Source organism: Leucothrix pacifica (genome assembly GCF_003172875.1).
Classification (GTDB): Bacteria; Pseudomonadota; Gammaproteobacteria; order Thiotrichales; family Thiotrichaceae; genus Leucothrix; species Leucothrix pacifica.
Genome location: NZ_QGKM01000005.1, coordinates 121,881 through 137,964 on the forward strand (window position 1 = coordinate 121,881; position 16,084 = coordinate 137,964).

The following is a 16,084-nucleotide window of genomic DNA, read 5'->3' on the forward strand; positions in this document are numbered from 1 at the left end:
CTAACTGGCTAACTGGCTAATAGTTTAATAACGCGCAAAAAAAAGGGAAGCTGATAGCTCCCCTTTTTTATGTACCTAGCAATACGACGAATTAAGCACGCGATGCACGCTTTCGCTCATTCTCTGTCAGCAAACGCTTACGGATACGGATACTCTCTGGCGTTACCTCAACCAACTCATCATCATCGATAAACTCGAGCGCCTGTTCAAGTGTCATACGAATCGGACGAACCAAAATCAGGTTTTCATCAGTACCTGCCGCACGAATATTTGTCAGCTGCTTCGCTTTAGTCGGGTTAACTACCAAGTCACTGTTGCGGCTATGAATACCTAGCACCATGCCTTCATACACCTCTTCAGCGTGACCTAAGAACAACTTTCCGCGCTCCTGAAGATTGAACAGCGCGTAAGACAATGCCTTACCAGCAGCCATCGAAATCAACACACCGTTGTTACGCTGACCAATCTTCTCATTGCGGTAAGGACCGTAATGATCAAATGTGTGATACAGCAAACCAGTACCAGACGTGATCGTCATAAACTCAGTCTGGAAACCAATCAAACCACGAGACGGGATGATGTACTCAAGACGCAAACGCCCTTTTCCGTCCGGAACCATGTTCTTAAGATCACCGCGACGCTCACCCAACTTCTCCATAACAGAACCTTGGTGCTGCTCTTCAACATCAACAGTCAGCGCTTCATATGGCTCTTCACGGTCATCACCTTCACCACGTACTACTACTTCCGGGCGAGACACTGCCAACTCAAAGCCTTCACGACGCATTGTCTCGATAAGGATACCCAAGTGCAATTCACCACGACCTGATACACGGAACTTATCCGGATCATCTGTCTGCTCAACACGCAATGCGACATTATGGAGTAACTCTTCCTGCAAGCGGTCGTTGATGTTACGTGACGTAACATACTTACCTTCTTTACCTGCAAATGGAGAATCATTCACACCAAAGGTCATACTGACCGTTGGCTCATCGACTGACAAAGGTGGTAACGCTTCAACATGCTCAGGGTCACAAAGCGTGTCTGAGATGTTCAGTTTATCCATTCCCGTAAAGGCAATGATGTCACCCGCCTGCGCGACATCCACCTCAACGCGATCCAGACCATTAAAACCAAGTGGTTGAAGGACACGACCATTTCTGACCTTGCCTTCCATATCGATAACTTTAACAACAGTATTTTTAGCAACTTTACCCTTCTTGATACGACCGATACCGATCAAACCAACATAAGAGTTATAGTCTAGTGAACTAACCTGCAGCTGGAATGGCGCATCAGGATCAACATCCGGGTGCGATACATTATCAACAATAGCCTGAAACAATGGCGTCATGTCACCATCACTGACATCGGCTTCCAGACCTGCAAAACCATTCAATGCTGAAGCGTAAACAACCGGGAAGTCTAGCTGCTCATCAGTAGCACCCAGGTTGTCAAACAATTCAAACGTCTGATCTAGTACCCAGTCAGGGCGTGCGCCGGGACGGTCAATCTTGTTGATAACAACAATCGGCTTGAACCCCATTGCAAATGCTTTAGATGTAACGAAGCGAGTCTGAGGCATTGGTCCGTCAACGGCGTCTACCAGAAGCAATACAGAATCAACCATCGACAATACACGCTCTACTTCTCCACCGAAGTCGGCGTGTCCCGGTGTATCAACGATATTAATTCGGTAGTCATTCCAGCGAAGGGCGGTGTTCTTAGAGAGAATCGTGATACCACGCTCTTTCTCAAGATCATTCGAGTCCATCATACGCTCAACAACTTCTGCGCGATCGCCCAAAGTACCTGACTGCTGCAGCAGCTTGTCTACCAGCGTGGTTTTACCATGATCAACGTGCGCGATGATGGCAATATTACGTAAATTCTCAATCACAACTTTTTTCTCAAACAAGAATAATAGGCGCGGATTATACGCACACTGCGTGCGGACTACACCATTAATATTTCAGGAAAAACAGAAGATTGACGTTTTAACGAGAGCAATTTTCATAAATTCGCGCATTACGGATATGTTCGCGGCATGCACTCACATGTTTCTGCATATTAAGATTACATTTAAATAATGAAAATAATGAACCTGCAGACATACCCATAACTACTAACCACAGCCAAGAAAGATCAGGAAAAACCAAAGGTACAACCAAAGACAAGACAAAACCGACTACTAAACGAACTCTCCACAGGAAAATCCTCTTCCTCAAAGCCTCTTCCCAGTCTGCCGTGAACTCCGCCAGGCGCTCTTCTAACTCGTCTATGTAACTTGAATTCATAATAAATCTATGGTTATATTTCAGTAGGTCGGGGTGGCGATACCTTCTGTTTAGCCAAAGATGAAAACAGTTTCACAACATTCAGAAACCAGTTTTCACATGATTCTGCTCCAAAAGTGATCACAGCTTTTGCGGCTAAAACAGATAAGGAAAATCTCTGTAAAAAGAGAGATAATAATTACAAGCACAAGACACCTTATACTTTAAACGTAAGCAGAACTCAGTAGGGACTTGAATGCAAAGGCTTGATTTTTCTGACGCACGGCACTTGGTTGCCAGATCGGCGCTTGGACAAGAATGGGATATCGTAGACCATCTCAAAGGCCGGTCACGTGCCGACGCTGTCAATATACTTCTTAGTCGCAAAGAAAATAAAACACCCGCTCTACCCGCCATGACGCCGTGGAACAACATCATGAAGATGAGTACCCACAGTCACAAAGGTAAGCGTGATGCCCGCATGCAAATGGGCAGAGAATCAGTCAGGCTCAAACAATGGTGGATGCACCATTTGCTAACGACAAAAGCGCCTGTACAAGAACGCATGACCATCTTCTGGCACAATCACTTCACCTCCTCCTTCGAAAAAGTCCAACAACCCAAAATCATGTACATGCAGAATCAATTGCTGCGTGAAAATGCGCTTGGCAATTTTGCAGTGATGTTACGGAAGATTTCACGTGATCCTGCGATGTTGGTCTATCTGGATGGTTCCCTGAATAAGAAAGGCAAGCCAAATGAAAACTTTGCCCGTGAACTTTTAGAGTTATTCACACTGGGACGCGGACACTATTCAGAAGCAGACGTCAAAGCAGCAGCAATTGCATTCACTGGTTGGGGGGCTGACAGACACCAAGGCAAATTCGTTTACAACCCGGCAGAGAATGAAGGCAAGCGCGTTAAGTTCCTGAATCAATGGGTGCAAACCGGTGATCAGGTCATCGATGTCCTGTTAAAGCAGCACAGAACTGCAGAGCATATCGCTGAAAAATTCTGGCACGAATTCGTGAGCTATCACCGCCCACCCGCTGGCGTTATCCGTAGATGGGGCAATGTATTTCGTGCTTCGAACTATCAGATTACCACTCTATTTAAAGAAGTACTCAATAGTAATGAATTCTGGGATGCTCGTTACCGCGGCAACCTGATTAAATCACCGGTTGATTTAGTGATCGGAACACTAAGAGCTCTTCCATACCCAAGACCGGCTGTTGATGAACTGGTTCGCACAAGCCAACTATTAGGACAAGACTTACTTGACCCACCCAGTGTAAAAGGATGGACAGGTGGTAAACAGTGGATAGATACCCAAACACTGCTGGTCAGAACCTCATTATTGAACCGTCTGACCCGTCACACTAAAGCATCTGCGCATGTAGAAAAGAAACTTCCAAACACCAAGGATGGAGAAGAAGTCGTGAACTGGCTACTTCCTCGCAAACCATCACTATCGCTTCCGACCACTCCGGGGAAGCTACGATTGGTTAAGGCACTCGTTCTAGACCCTACCTATCAGTTGAAATAGTGAAAATGCATACGTTACACAAGGATACTCCCCTATTATGAATCGCCGTGAATTCATGCAATACGCCAGCTTGGCACCACTAGCTGGCTCGATACCGACTGTCTTTGCAAATGACAGCAGCCAAGCAAGCAAACTCAGTAAATCACTTCAGAGACCTGACCGCATCGTCCTAATGGTCGAGCTGAAAGGTGGTAACGATGGTCTTAACACCCTCGTTCCATTTGAAGATGAGCTTTACCACAACGCCAGACCCAATATTGCGATCAAAAATGCCATTCCTCTGAAAGGCGATATGGGCATTAACCCTTATCTGAAATCGCTGCTCAATCTTTGGAAAGAAGGCGATATGGCGTGGGTTCAGGGCGTGGGTTACCCGGAAGCGAGTCGCTCACACTTCCACTCTGCTGACATTTGGGAAAGCGGAAACCTTGACGGTAAAGGCACAGAAGGCTGGATATCCAAAGTTCTCGGTACCAACAAGAGTGACCTTAACGGTATCGTACTTGGCGACAACAACTTAGGCCCGATGGCAGGCGAAAAAGGTCGTTCGGTTGCGATGAGAAATTCAAAGGAATTCTTACGCCAAACCAAATACCTCAACAAAGAAAGCTTCGACACTGACAACGATGCACTCGGCCACATGCTAAATGTGCAGAACCAAATCAATCTGGCGGCAGAGCTACTTCAGGATAAACTGCAAAACGCCAAACCATCTCCGATCAGGTTCCCTAATACGACATTCGGCCGCCGCCTTGCGCAGGTCGACAAGATGATTACTAATGGTATGCACCTGCCAGTATACAAGGTCACATTAGACGGCTTTGATACGCACGCCAACCAGCGTGATGTGCACAATAATCTAATGAACCATTTGGGATCAGGCCTGACTGCATTTGTGAAGTCCATGAAACATCACAAGCTGTGGAATAACATCATGGTAGTGACATATTCTGAATTTGGACGTCGTGTACGTGAGAACGGTAGCTTTGGTACTGACCACGGCTCAGGATCTGTCAACATGGTACTAGGCGGTGCCATCAGAGGTGGACTGTATGGAAAGACACCAAGTCTGAAAGAAGAAGACTTAGTTAATGGTGATCTGGCGCACTCAGTAGACTTCAGAGAAATCTATACCACCGTCGCCCAACGTTGGTGGAAACGCCCAAGTCCTTGGGGACAGCAACATAAACCTGTCTTATTTGTGTAATAATATATGCTATGGGTTTAATTGCCTTCAATTATAACCCATAGCTTTTTACACTATATCGCTTAATCCTCGCCAGAATTACCGCTGAATCAAGCGCGTAGCCTGACTGGCAAAAAATATGGCCGCCGAAGCAAACACAATACACGGCCCAGCCGGTGCATCAGTATAGCCTGATGTAAGCACGCCAATCAGTACTGATATAATACCAATCAACGCGGCATAGATCGCCATTTGCTCCGGCGTTTTAGCGAAGCTCCTGGCAGCAGAGGCCGGAATAATCAATAAAGCAGTAATAAGCAAGGCTCCAACGACCTGCATTGCTGTGGCGACTAATAATGCCACTAAAATTACAAACGCCATATTGACCAGATTGACATTAACCCCCTCGACTTTTGCCAGCTCTTCATGAATCGTTAGCGTCAGGAGCGGATGCCATAACCAAATCATCACGATTACAACGAGTAACAAAATCCCGGCGATCGTTGCAACATCAGTCCAGGTGACGGTAAGCACATCACCGAACAACCAATCTTCCAGGTTGACGTTTTGCGTTTGCACAAAGCTAAGTGCAATTAAACCTAAGGCCAAACCACTGTGCGCTAATATGCCAAGTAAGGCGTCATTACTCACTCTTCTTTGGCGTTGGAATAAATACAGGATAATACCGACCAATAAAGTCGAAACGATGACGCCGACCATAAAACCAATATTGAGCAACATGCCGATCGCTACACCCAATAACGCGGAGTGCGACAAGGTATCACCGAAAAATGCCATACGACGCCACACGACAAATACGCCTAATAAACCGGCCACCGCTGCCACTAAGGATCCTGCTAGTAACGCACGAATTATAAACTCATCCATGCTGACAATCCTCTCCGTGGCCATTTTCAGGCACAACATTGCCGTGAATATCGTGAGTGTGATCATGATGGTGTGTATAGACCGCCAAACCAGCATCAGGCATGTCGCCAAATAATCGCTGATACTCCGGGTGGCGACTCACATCATCCGGTACTCCATGACAACAAATATGCTGATTCAGGCAGATCACTTGATCCGTTTTTGCCATCACCAAATGCAGGTCGTGTGACACCATAATCACACCAAAACCATAACGCTGGCGTAGCTGTGAGATATGCTCATAGAGCTCGCCCTGCCCCATTACATCAACGCCTTGAGCCGGCTCATCTAACACTAACAGATCAGGCTTACGCATTACCGCTCTTGCCAATAACACACGCTGGAACTCACCACCTGAAATTGACTGGATTGACGAATCTACCAAATGCCCCACTTTAAGTTCATCCAGCACTTTCACAGCATCGCCCTTACCGCCTAGCGCAACAAAGCGTTTAACCGTGAGAGGCATGGTGTTGTCAATATTGATTGATTGGGGAACATATCCAATCCTGAGATTTGCTCGTAATGAGACTTCACCACTATCGACCGTTTGCAAGCCTAGTAACACTTTTAGCAATGTTGATTTTCCGGCACCATTTGGGCCGATAATGGTCAATACCTTACCTGCCTCAATACTCAAGCTGACATCTTGCAAAATTTGTCGCTTCTCGAAACTGAGGCTGACGTGTTTTAATACCGCCAATATTTTATCTGAGTCCGTCATAATGAAGCGCATTGTACTCTTTTTTGCCATGATTGCAGCCCTGACAGCACCATTAGCGGGTGCTGCGGATAAACCACTCATTCTTTCTACAATAAAGCCTGTGCATGCTCTGGTCTCTACGATTGCGGGCGATACTGCTGAAACTATTCAGATGGTGCCTGACTACGCCTCACCCCATCATTACAGCCTTAAGCCATCTGACTTACGACGCTTAGCTAAAGCATCTCTGGTCTTTCGCATCGACCCTATGATGGAAGCTCAACTAAATAAAAGCCTGAACACGATTAATCAAGATAAAGTCATTGTATTATCGCGGTCTGCAGGCATTCAGCTGCTTGAAGCAGGCCATTCGCATCATGAAGCGTCACACTCAGGCTCAGAAGAAACGGAACACTCAGATGAAGCCGGCGATAAAGCAAAAGATAGCCACAAAGAACATGAAGAACATGAAGAACATGAAGAACATTCTGGCTCAGAGCATAGTGATGAAGCCAAGGATTATCACCTCTGGTTAGACCCACATAATGCTATCGCAATGGTAAAAACAATTCGCGACAGACTGAGCAATGCCCTACCAGACCATAAGACCCAGTTTGAAACCAATGCTCAAAAACTGATAGCTGCCATTGAGCTTACTGACTCACAAATCCGTGAGCAGCTTGCAGCTGTTACCACTCAGCCTTATTTAGTAATGCACGACGCATGGCAATACTTCACCAAGCACTATGAGTTGAAGCAACTCGGTAGCATTACGCAACAGGAAGGTCTTCAGGCAAGTGGCAAGGCAATCTCAGATGCCCGCAGACTGATTCAAAGTAGTGGTGTGAGTTGTATCGTTACTGAACCGGGCGTAAAAATCCGAACGCTTCGTGTACTCACAGAAGATCTCAAGGTTAGTACCACAGAAATCGATCCGCTTGGTCGGGCTATTCCCCTATCTGATCAAACATACCCTGAACTACTGCGCTACACCGCGACACAATTACGAAGCTGTCTGGAGCCAAAATAATCATGCGCGATAAAATAACACTCGACAGGACTTTTCCTAACACTAAGGTTATGATTAGTTACATTAAACAACATAACAAAACAAAGCTTTCAGGATAATCACCATGTTGCTACCTGCTAACGCACTCGAACAAGCACTCCACAACGCCGCTATCGACGAGAATAAAGTAGAGTTATTCTACAAACTCATGATGGAGTCACGCGTTTTTATTTTGGGAAAACCTGCCAAGGAATTACCCGACACGAATTTTGTACTCGGTGATGATGACGAACTATTAATCAATCATTGGGAAAGTGATGAAGACAAAAGTCCGGTCATTCCATTCTTCACCTCATTACAGACACTTCAACGCACTATTCCTGAAGATGAGCCTTATCTGGAAGTACCTACTGAAGCCTTATTCAGAATGACACTGGGCGTTCCCATGGTGCTCAACCCTAACACTGAATATGGCATGGAGTTTTCACCTGAAGATGTCGTCTCATTGCTTGGCAGTGACAGCGTGAACAACCTTGAAGAACTGCTGGATGGCACTGAGTACGATGAGGATGGTGTTTATCTGGATGTATTACGTGCTGAACCAGAGACACTCATTAAAACCATGACTGAGATTCTAGGGGACTACCCTGAAATTGAAGCGGCTTACTTAGCCAGCATTCATGAGCCATCTGCAGACCCTGAGCCACACCTGTTAGTCGGCATTAAGGGACATGGTGATATTGATGCCGCTATCGAAGCGGTTGCCGGTCGCATACCGGAAGCTGACAATGACTCTGACTATGAAATGTTCGACTTCTTTACAATTAACGATGATGACCCTGAGATCAGTGACTTCCTTCTGGAACAAGTAAAACCGTTTTACAGCACGGCATCGACGAAGATTCACTAAATTTTGTCAAACAAACTCAACTTCTTACAAGAAGAGGTTGGTGCTTCCATAAAATAAGTCTTCAATATGAAACTTACTTCAGGAGGGGCCAACCCCACAAAAAAGCCAGCTCATTAAAAGAGCTGGCTTTTTGCCATCTGCGTTACACAAACATGGCTTCAATCACTACGTGGCAAGCATAGTCAGCCCACTAAGCAAGCCGAACTGACCAAGATATCTCGATGCATTACTCGAAGCTTACATCTTCAATCACTGCCTGTAAGCCAGGACTTACTTCAATCTGAAGACGAATTGGAGGGCCGACATAGCGATTAATGTCTTCAACATAAATCTGCGCCATCTCACCTACTTCACGCATATCTTTGGCAGTCTGCTTCATCAGCAGTTTGCGCCCACCACGACTGTCGATCGCGAAGATATGGAAATATTCACGGCCAGTCAGACGTAAGTTAGCAAATTGCCAAAGAATTGATAACTCGTTCTTTCTGCCAGCATGCAGTTTAATTCCCGGAGAAATTGCGCTGGTGCCGGCAACGGCCCAACCAGCAAGTCCTGCGCCACTAAGCCCTGAACGAGGCGCTTGTGGAGCCGCAGGACGAACCACCGCTTGTGGTTGCGCTGGTGCAACAGGACGACGAACCACCTGAGGCTGCGCTGGCGCACGAGCAACTGCAGGAGCAGGAGCTGCTGCTCTGACAGCAGGTGCCGGAGGAGGCGTAGCGGCACGACGTACTGGTGGTGGCGTGTAGTTAGACGGCGCACCCAGATAATCCATCAATGCCTGATACTTCGGTGTACTAGGCTGACGCGAATGATCCAACATCGAGAAGAAGTTCTTTGGTGTTGGCTTACCGATTGCATAATAGTGCATCATCAAACCGCCACGTGTTTCACGATTCCACGCTTGCAGATAACGGGTATAAGCATTTCTCATACGAGGATGTTTCTGTGCACTCATAAACAGATTCAGCACATCTGGCTCTTTCACCGTGTGTGGTGGATCAAAACGAATCAAATGCTGACCCGCTTCGTATGCCATCAATGGCAATCCGTATTTATTCGCCAGCGCTACGTTTTGTTTTACGTAGGCATTCATGGTCAGATTAATCGAACCACCACCAGTATCTTTATCAACCTGACCTCCCTGCTCGATTTCCGTAAACAGACGATTCATACCGCCATCAGGATCACGCAACCAGCTTTTAACCGTCTCACGGTGCTCTTTACGAGCGATGTAGTCACCGAAATATGGACCAATCGCAAACGCATCCACATAACGTCCACAACCATTCGCTTCTTTCCACAACGGGCAGTCTAAGGTTTCTTTACCCGCCCAAGGTGCTGATGACTGTGACGCAAGAATACAGACAACACGGCCTGCTTCATTGGCAAACTCACGCTTCCAAATCTGACACATCTCTACCGTACGCTTGGCATACCAGTTAGCCGCCATTGACACACGACGCTGGTAAGCATTTTTCTCTTTGTACGGGAAGTTCCAAAGCTTGTCGGCTTTACGCGCCGCATAAGTTGTACCCGGAAAAATAACATTCCACATCTCATTGGAATATTCCAGATACACCTTTTGGTTCTTCCGCAAACGATTCTTTACCATACGCGCATACTGGCGCATGTAGTCATCAGAAGCCTTGTAAGGCACGCTGATCCAAGGTGCGGTATTAGTCGCATTTGCCAGGTCGATCATACGCTCAGCAGGGACACCTTTTGAGCCGGTGTAGTGAGAGTATTCAATCGGCGTACGCTGATTCCACTCCTCAGCATCATTACCACGCGGGTTTGACCAAGGCATAAAGCGTAAGGCATGCAGTGGCTGCATCCGGGCAATATAGTCTTTATTAAAGATCTGCCTGCGATGATTCGCTTCGTTCTGAATAGGGACGATTTTCAGGTTGCGTAGATAATTCGCAGGATTAATCCGTGAAATATTCAAACGCAGATTACGCTTCGGAGAATTAAGATCAAAAACCGTTCTGCCCTGATGTTCAGATATGATCTTCAAGTCACCCGTTAATTTAATTAACCCCTGTCCTTCATACAGAACAACATAACGTCCGGTTGGGAATGATTCAGGCAAGCTCCAGCTACTCGTCACACTGGTGAAAATTGGATTTTGATTCGGTGCAGGAAGTGAACGCACCCAACCATTCGCATCCATGTCCAACAGACTTTGCTCGCGCGTATTAAAGGCATTTTGCTGAGTACACCCCGGATCGATGCCTCGCTTTGTCTGCCAATCGAATTCACATGAGGTGTACCATCCTGTCGAACTTTTAAAAATATCGGTGAATGGAATTGATGCAGTCATCTTGTCCGGACTTCCCACATTCGACCCCAAACGTGGGTTTGGACTGTATTGGGCAGTGGCCTGGACTGACATGCCTAACAGCAACGTGGCAAGTAGCCCCCGCCAAGTTGATATCCTTTTTGTTTGCATTATTTTCTCCGCGTCCTAGAAATTTGCTTTTTATTAATAATCGAATAGCCGAATATTGCCATGAAAACGCCCACCATCCAAACGAATGGCGGTATTTATTAGTATATCAAGCATCCAACTCAACTTAATTAATCAATTGATATGATTTTTTTTGTTTGCCTAGATTGCTCATAAAACCTCAAAATCTCCATCAACATAAGTATAAACACCAGAGTGTGGAGTAGATTAAATGAGCGAACGTAAGGGTAGACGTGGCGGTGGTGGCAGAAGCGGAAAACGCGCAGCTCGCCAGATTTCACAAACAAAACAAGCCGCTTACATCGAGCGCAATATCCCTTACTTTGAAGTCCTTGAAGAATCCGGACTAGCCCAGATCGAGTACAATGCAGATACAGTATTGGAAGAGATCGGCATTGAGTTTCGTGATGACCCTGAAGCCTTGCAAATATTAAAAGATGCAGGCGCAGATGTACAAGGTGAATTGGTTCGTTTCCCACGCGGAATGTGTCGCTCCATTATTCAGGCCAGTGCGCCAAAAGAATTTACCCAGCATGCACGCAACCCCGAAAACAGCACCATCATCGGCGGAAAGCGAACCGTACTGGTACCAGCCTATGGCTCGCCTTTCGTGCGAGATCTGGACGGAGGCCGTCGTTATGCCACCATCGAAGACTTCCGGAATTTTGTAAAACTCGCCTACATGTCACCGGGATTACATCACTCTGGCGGAACCATCTGTGAGCCGGTTGACCTACCTGTCAACAAGCGTCATTTTGATATGATCTATAGCCATATCAAATACAGCGACAAGCCATTTATGGGCTCGGTGACAGCTCCTGAGCGTGCCCAAGATACGGTCGATATGTGTAAGATCGTATTCGGTGATGAATTCGTTGATAACAATGCTGTGACAGCGAGTCTGATCAACGCTAATTCACCCATGACATTTGACGACACCATGCTAGGTGCTGCAAAAGTCTATGCTCGTCATAACCAAGCCACTGTCGTTTCACCATTTATCTTAGCCGGTGCGATGTCGCCGGTCACTGTCGCCGGAACCGCCACTCAAATTCTGGCCGAAGCCCTTGCCGGCATGGCATTCGTGCAACTAGTGAATCCGGGCGCGCCTGTGGTATTTGGTACCTTCGCAGCGGCCGTTTCCATGCAAACTGGCGCACCAACTTTTGGTACTCCAGAACCTAGTTTGATTCTCTATACCGCAGCGGCACTGGCACGACGCTTAGGCGTTCCGTTCCGCAGCGGTGGTGGTTTAAATGCCTCTAAGATTCCAGACGCTCAGGCAGCCTATGAGTCAGCCAACACCTTGCAAACTGCGGCACTGGCAGGTGTTAACTTTATGTTACACACCGCCGGTTGGTTAGAAGGTGGACTAGTCATGAGCTATGAGAAATTCATTCTGGATGCAGATCAGGCGAATATGATGCCGATTCTGCTCAAGGGTGTGGATATGAGTGAAAACGGTCAGGCGATGGACGCTATGCGTGAAACCGGTCCGGGTAATCACTTCCTTGGTGCCACCCATACACAGGCCAATTTTGAAACCGCCTTCTACCGCTCCACAATTGCCGATAACAATAGTTTCGAACAGTGGCAGGAAGATGGTGAACTAGATGCAACTCAACGCGCTAACAAGATATACAAGCAGATGCTGGCAGATTACGAAGCGCCTGCATTAGACCCTGCAATTGATGAAGCCTTGGTTGAATACATGGCAACCCGTAAAGCATCATTCCCTGACAAAGATTACTAAGAAAGATGATTAAGTAAGGCTCACTAACCAGCCTTTAACCCTAACAATACACAAGCAACCCTGTGACTGAGGATAACAATATGAGTGAAGAGTACGATGACGAAGAAATCATCTTATCCGAATTGCCTGATGATGAACTGGTAGAGCAGATGCACGATGACCTCTATGACGGTCTGAAAGATGAGATTATCGAAGGCACTGAAATTCTGCTCTCACGTGGCTGGTCTGCAGAGAAAGTATTATCAGAAGCACTGGTAGGTGGCATGACTATTGTCGGTATTGATTTCCGCGATGGCATTTTGTTTGTGCCCGAAGTGCTGTTAGCAGCCAATGCAATGAAGGGTGGGATGGGAATCCTTCGCCCGCTGCTAGCTGAAACTGGTGCTAAACCGATTGGTAAAATGGTCATTGGTACCGTCAAAGGTGACATCCACGACATCGGAAAAAATCTGGTTGCCATGATGCTGGAAGGTGCAGGCTTCGAAGTAATTGATATTGGCATCAACAATTCTGTCGAAGAATATTTTGCTGCACTGGAAGAGCACAAGCCTGACGTATTAGGTATGTCTGCCCTGCTCACTACCACTATGCCGTATATGAAAGTAGTCATCGATGCGATGACAGAAAAAGGCATTCGTGATGACTACATCGTATTAGTCGGTGGCGCACCACTCAATGAAGAGTTTGGTGAAGCCGTTGGCGCAACCGCTTATTGCCGGGATGCTGCAACCGCAGCAAGTACAGCCGTTGAACTCGTTGCACAAAAATACGCCGCATAGTCAGGCGGAATTACTGACAGAGCCGCTACTGGTTATTGCCTGTGGCGCTCTGGCCAGAGAGATTCAACAAATAAAATTGTTGAATGGCTGGCAACAACTCCGCATTCAGTGCCTGGATGCTGAGTTACACAATCGACCGGAGAGGATATCAGGACAATTACGCAGCAAACTTGCTGAAGTCCGGGACGACTACCAACACATTTTCATCGCCTATGCAGATTGTGGCACCGGAGGTGAGATTGACCGGGTGATGGCCGAGTTCTCAACAACAGAACGCCCCATCGAGCGGTTACCCGGCGCACATTGTTATGCCTTCTTTGCAGGTCTTGAAGCATTTGATCAGCTTGCAGAGGAAGCACTTGGGACATTTTATCTAACCGATTTTCTGGCCCAACATTTTGACCGATTAATTGTTCGCGGAATGAAGCTTGATAAGCATCCCGAGATCAAAACAATGATGTTTGGCAATTACACCCGACTGGTTTATTTGTCGCAAACACATAACGAAAAACTAGTCATCACAGCGCAACAGGCCGCGCAATATTTAGGTCTGGCATTTGAACAACGGCATACCGGATATGGTTTGCTGGAAAGTGGCCTTCAGGCCCAAGTTATCAACCAGGTTATCAACTTCCAACCCCAGAGGGTCTAGACTAATGCCTCAGAAAATAGTCGTTTACTGGAGGGATATTCCCTCGCAGGTGCTCATAAAACGTGGCCGCAATAAGGGCAAATGGATGCTGAGTGATCGCTTTCAGGAAGCCATCGACAGTGCAGCCATGAAGTCAGGCAAAGCCGGAACGGATGACTATGTCGCAGAATGGCGTCGTGTTACTACGGAATGCGAAAGCAGTGATGACATTCAGGCACAAGCTCAGGCAGAGGCCAATCAATACGAGACTGATTATCCGGACGCTCGCCTAAAGATCATAGTTGATGCCGGTGGGATTGATAACACAGCACAGGAGGATGCCTGATGTATTCCATGAGACGTTGGTCAGCCAAGCATGCTAACAAGCTGCACCATCTGTACAGCGGTGTAGAAAGCACTCTTTACAAAGCGGCCCCCCTGTTAGAAAAGATCGGTTATGACAAACTTGAAAAGCCGTTTATGGCGGTTGAGAAAGTCACTAAGGGCTTATTGTTTGATTCGCAATCCTGTGGCCAATGCACACTCGGTTCAACAGGCATGTCCTGCCCTATGAATTGCCCCAAAACCATTCGCAATGGTCCCTGTGGTGGTGTGCGCCCCAATGGCAAATGTGAGGTGAAGCCAGACATGGATTGTGTATGGGTTGTGGCATGGGAAGGCACTCAGAATATGCCTCCCAAAGAGCAAGCCATTCACATCGTTCAGCCAGCACTGGATTCCCGTAAAAAGGGAACCTCTGCCTGGTTACGTGAAGTCCGCCTGAAACGTCAGGAAAAAGCCAAAGCAAACGCCAGCCAATAACCACCTGATCGGATGATTGTGTAATGTATTTTGAAGACGAACCAAATCCGGGAGAAAATCTCCCCATTCTACCGGGTCATGTGTCAGCAGGACGATTTGAGCGGGTGCTGCGCGCTGGTCAATTTGCTGTCACTGCAGAAATTGCACCACCAGACTCTGCTGATCCGCAAGAAGTGTACGACCGTGCCGAGGTATTTGATGGCTATGTGGATGCCATCAATGCAACCGATGGCTCCGGTGCTAACTGCCACATGTCCAGTGTTGCCATGTGCGCCCTGCTTGCTCATAAAGGCTACTCCATGATTATGCAGGTGTCTTGCCGTGATAGAAACCGCATTGCTATTCAAGGCGATGTATTGGGTGCATCCGCGATGGGGGTATCAAATATTTTGTGCCTGAGTGGTGACGGCGTTCAATCAGGCGATCACCCTGAAGCCAAACCAGTGTTTGATCTGGACTGCATGTCGTCGCTATCCATGCTCAAAGGCATGCGGGATCAAAAACAGTTTCTGAGTGGCCGCAAACTGACAAAGCCACCGGAAGTATTCTTAGGCGCTGCTGCCAATCCGTTCGCACCACCATTTGACTACCGCCCTCACCGCTTAGCCAAAAAGGTAGCAGCGGGGGCGCAGTTCGTACAAACCCAGTACTGCTTTGACATTGAGATGCTGGAAAATTATATGAAAAAAGTCGTGGATATGGGCTTGCATGAAAAAGTTTTTATCCTGCCCGGCGTTGGTCCACTAGCCTCTGCCCGAGCTGCCGAATGGATTCGTAGTAATGTCGCCGGTGTGCATATTCCGGATGCGATCATTAAACGTTTAGCAGGCGCAGAAAACCAGAAACAGGAAGGTATCAATATCTGTACCGACATGATCAATGCCATCAAAGACATGCAAGGGGTACATGGTGTTCACATCATGGCGTATCGCATGGAATATGCGGTTGCTGAAATCGTAGAAAAATCAGGAGTACTCGGTAACCGAAAACCGTGGTATCCCACACGCGACATCGCTTAACACCTTAATCTAGCAAGCTCTGACCAAGAGCATTAACCAAACAGCAC

General features: G+C 47.1%; 15 protein-coding genes. 10 read left to right on the forward strand and 5 right to left on the reverse strand.

The window, feature by feature from the left end; genetic code table 11:
* Positions 1–91: 91 nt before the first annotated feature.
* Together typA and DKW60_RS23475 are read right to left on the reverse strand one after the other, a co-directional pair.
* Positions 92–1,903: a translational GTPase TypA gene (typA, locus tag DKW60_RS03075; protein ID WP_109836192.1), complete on the reverse strand. Its 1,812-nt coding sequence runs from the start codon at positions 1,901–1,903 to the stop codon at positions 92–94.
* A 97-nt stretch (positions 1,904–2,000) separates the two neighbouring features.
* Entirely contained in the window at positions 2,001–2,300 is a 300-nt protein-coding gene (locus DKW60_RS23475; protein WP_146203422.1) for a hypothetical protein, read from the reverse strand.
* 235 nt (positions 2,301–2,535) lie between these two features.
* On the opposite strand from DKW60_RS23475, the gene DKW60_RS03080 reads away from it, so the two are divergent.
* Complete coding sequence (locus tag DKW60_RS03080; protein ID WP_109836193.1) at positions 2,536–3,825, forward strand: DUF1800 domain-containing protein; 1,290 nt, start codon at positions 2,536–2,538, stop codon at positions 3,823–3,825.
* 37 nt (positions 3,826–3,862) lie between these two features.
* The gene (locus tag DKW60_RS03085) at positions 3,863–5,032 is read left to right on the forward strand and encodes a DUF1501 domain-containing protein (RefSeq protein ID WP_109836194.1); all 1,170 of its coding nucleotides are present in this window, start codon (positions 3,863–3,865) and stop codon (positions 5,030–5,032) included.
* A gap of 78 nt (positions 5,033–5,110) precedes the next feature.
* Here the strand turns inward: DKW60_RS03085 and DKW60_RS03090 are convergent, their stop codons facing one another.
* Positions 5,111–5,899: a metal ABC transporter permease gene (locus DKW60_RS03090; RefSeq protein ID WP_109836195.1), complete on the reverse strand. Its 789-nt coding sequence runs from the start codon at positions 5,897–5,899 to the stop codon at positions 5,111–5,113.
* Positions 5,892–6,692 carry a zinc ABC transporter ATP-binding protein ZnuC gene (gene znuC, locus DKW60_RS03095; protein WP_245929557.1) on the reverse strand — a complete coding sequence of 267 codons (801 nt, stop codon included), beginning with the start codon at positions 6,690–6,692 and terminating at the stop codon, positions 5,892–5,894. Before znuC ends, DKW60_RS03090 begins: the two co-directional genes overlap by 8 nt.
* Here znuC and DKW60_RS03100 point away from each other — a divergent pair.
* A complete protein-coding gene (locus tag DKW60_RS03100) occupies positions 6,664–7,671 on the forward strand; it encodes a zinc ABC transporter substrate-binding protein (RefSeq protein ID WP_181389562.1) in 1,008 nt (335 codons plus the stop codon). The two genes, znuC and DKW60_RS03100, sit on opposite strands and share 29 nt — an antisense overlap.
* 103 nt (positions 7,672–7,774) lie before the next feature.
* Positions 7,775–8,560 carry an enhanced serine sensitivity protein SseB C-terminal domain-containing protein gene (locus DKW60_RS03105; RefSeq protein ID WP_109836198.1) on the forward strand — a complete coding sequence of 262 codons (786 nt, stop codon included), beginning with the start codon at positions 7,775–7,777 and terminating at the stop codon, positions 8,558–8,560.
* 226 nt (positions 8,561–8,786) lie between these two features.
* Here the strand turns inward: DKW60_RS03105 and DKW60_RS23575 are convergent, their stop codons facing one another.
* Positions 8,787–11,015: a hypothetical protein gene (locus DKW60_RS23575; protein WP_181389563.1), complete on the reverse strand. Its 2,229-nt coding sequence runs from the start codon at positions 11,013–11,015 to the stop codon at positions 8,787–8,789.
* Between the two features lie 229 nt (positions 11,016–11,244).
* Here DKW60_RS23575 and DKW60_RS03115 point away from each other — a divergent pair, with 229 nt between their 5' ends.
* The 6 genes from DKW60_RS03115 (at position 11,245) to DKW60_RS03140 (ending at position 16,037) form a co-directional block, all read left to right on the forward strand.
* A complete protein-coding gene (locus DKW60_RS03115; RefSeq protein WP_109836199.1) occupies positions 11,245–12,786 on the forward strand; it encodes a trimethylamine methyltransferase family protein in 1,542 nt (513 codons plus the stop codon).
* 80 nt (positions 12,787–12,866) lie between these two features.
* On the forward strand, positions 12,867–13,565 hold the full coding sequence (locus DKW60_RS03120) for a corrinoid protein (RefSeq protein WP_109836200.1): 699 nt from the start codon (positions 12,867–12,869) through the stop codon (positions 13,563–13,565).
* Positions 13,462–14,217: a DUF1638 domain-containing protein gene (locus DKW60_RS03125; RefSeq protein WP_245929559.1), complete on the forward strand. Its 756-nt coding sequence runs from the start codon at positions 13,462–13,464 to the stop codon at positions 14,215–14,217. Before DKW60_RS03120 ends, DKW60_RS03125 begins: the two co-directional genes overlap by 104 nt.
* Positions 14,218–14,221: 4 nt before the next feature.
* On the forward strand, positions 14,222–14,542 hold the full coding sequence (locus DKW60_RS03130) for a virulence factor (protein WP_109836202.1): 321 nt from the start codon (positions 14,222–14,224) through the stop codon (positions 14,540–14,542).
* A complete protein-coding gene (locus DKW60_RS03135; RefSeq protein WP_109836203.1) occupies positions 14,542–15,018 on the forward strand; it encodes a methylenetetrahydrofolate reductase C-terminal domain-containing protein in 477 nt (158 codons plus the stop codon). The genes DKW60_RS03130 and DKW60_RS03135 overlap by 1 nt, the downstream gene beginning before the upstream one ends.
* 23 nt (positions 15,019–15,041) lie before the next feature.
* On the forward strand, positions 15,042–16,037 hold the full coding sequence (locus DKW60_RS03140) for a methylenetetrahydrofolate reductase (protein ID WP_109836204.1): 996 nt from the start codon (positions 15,042–15,044) through the stop codon (positions 16,035–16,037).
* Positions 16,038–16,084 lie beyond the last annotated feature (47 nt).

Coding starts and splice junctions, on each gene's coding strand:
- DKW60_RS03105 (WP_109836198.1), top strand. CDS start 7,775: ATGTTGCTACCTGCTAACGCACTCGAACAAGCACTCCACAACGCCGCT.
- DKW60_RS03140 (WP_109836204.1), top strand. CDS start 15,042: ATGTATTTTGAAGACGAACCAAATCCGGGAGAAAATCTCCCCATTCTA.
- DKW60_RS23475 (WP_146203422.1), bottom strand. CDS start 2,300: ATGAATTCAAGTTACATAGACGAGTTAGAAGAGCGCCTGGCGGAGTTC.
- DKW60_RS03115 (WP_109836199.1), top strand. CDS start 11,245: ATGAGCGAACGTAAGGGTAGACGTGGCGGTGGTGGCAGAAGCGGAAAA.
- DKW60_RS03080 (WP_109836193.1), top strand. CDS start 2,536: ATGCAAAGGCTTGATTTTTCTGACGCACGGCACTTGGTTGCCAGATCG.
- DKW60_RS03090 (WP_109836195.1), bottom strand. CDS start 5,899: ATGGATGAGTTTATAATTCGTGCGTTACTAGCAGGATCCTTAGTGGCA.
- DKW60_RS23575 (WP_181389563.1), bottom strand. CDS start 11,015: ATGCAAACAAAAAGGATATCAACTTGGCGGGGGCTACTTGCCACGTTG.
- DKW60_RS03125 (WP_245929559.1), top strand. CDS start 13,462: ATGAAGAGTTTGGTGAAGCCGTTGGCGCAACCGCTTATTGCCGGGATG.
- DKW60_RS03085 (WP_109836194.1), top strand. CDS start 3,863: ATGAATCGCCGTGAATTCATGCAATACGCCAGCTTGGCACCACTAGCT.
- DKW60_RS03120 (WP_109836200.1), top strand. CDS start 12,867: ATGAGTGAAGAGTACGATGACGAAGAAATCATCTTATCCGAATTGCCT.
- DKW60_RS03100 (WP_181389562.1), top strand. CDS start 6,664: ATGAAGCGCATTGTACTCTTTTTTGCCATGATTGCAGCCCTGACAGCA.
- znuC (WP_245929557.1), bottom strand. CDS start 6,692: ATGGCAAAAAAGAGTACAATGCGCTTCATTATGACGGACTCAGATAAA.
- DKW60_RS03135 (WP_109836203.1), top strand. CDS start 14,542: ATGTATTCCATGAGACGTTGGTCAGCCAAGCATGCTAACAAGCTGCAC.
- DKW60_RS03130 (WP_109836202.1), top strand. CDS start 14,222: ATGCCTCAGAAAATAGTCGTTTACTGGAGGGATATTCCCTCGCAGGTG.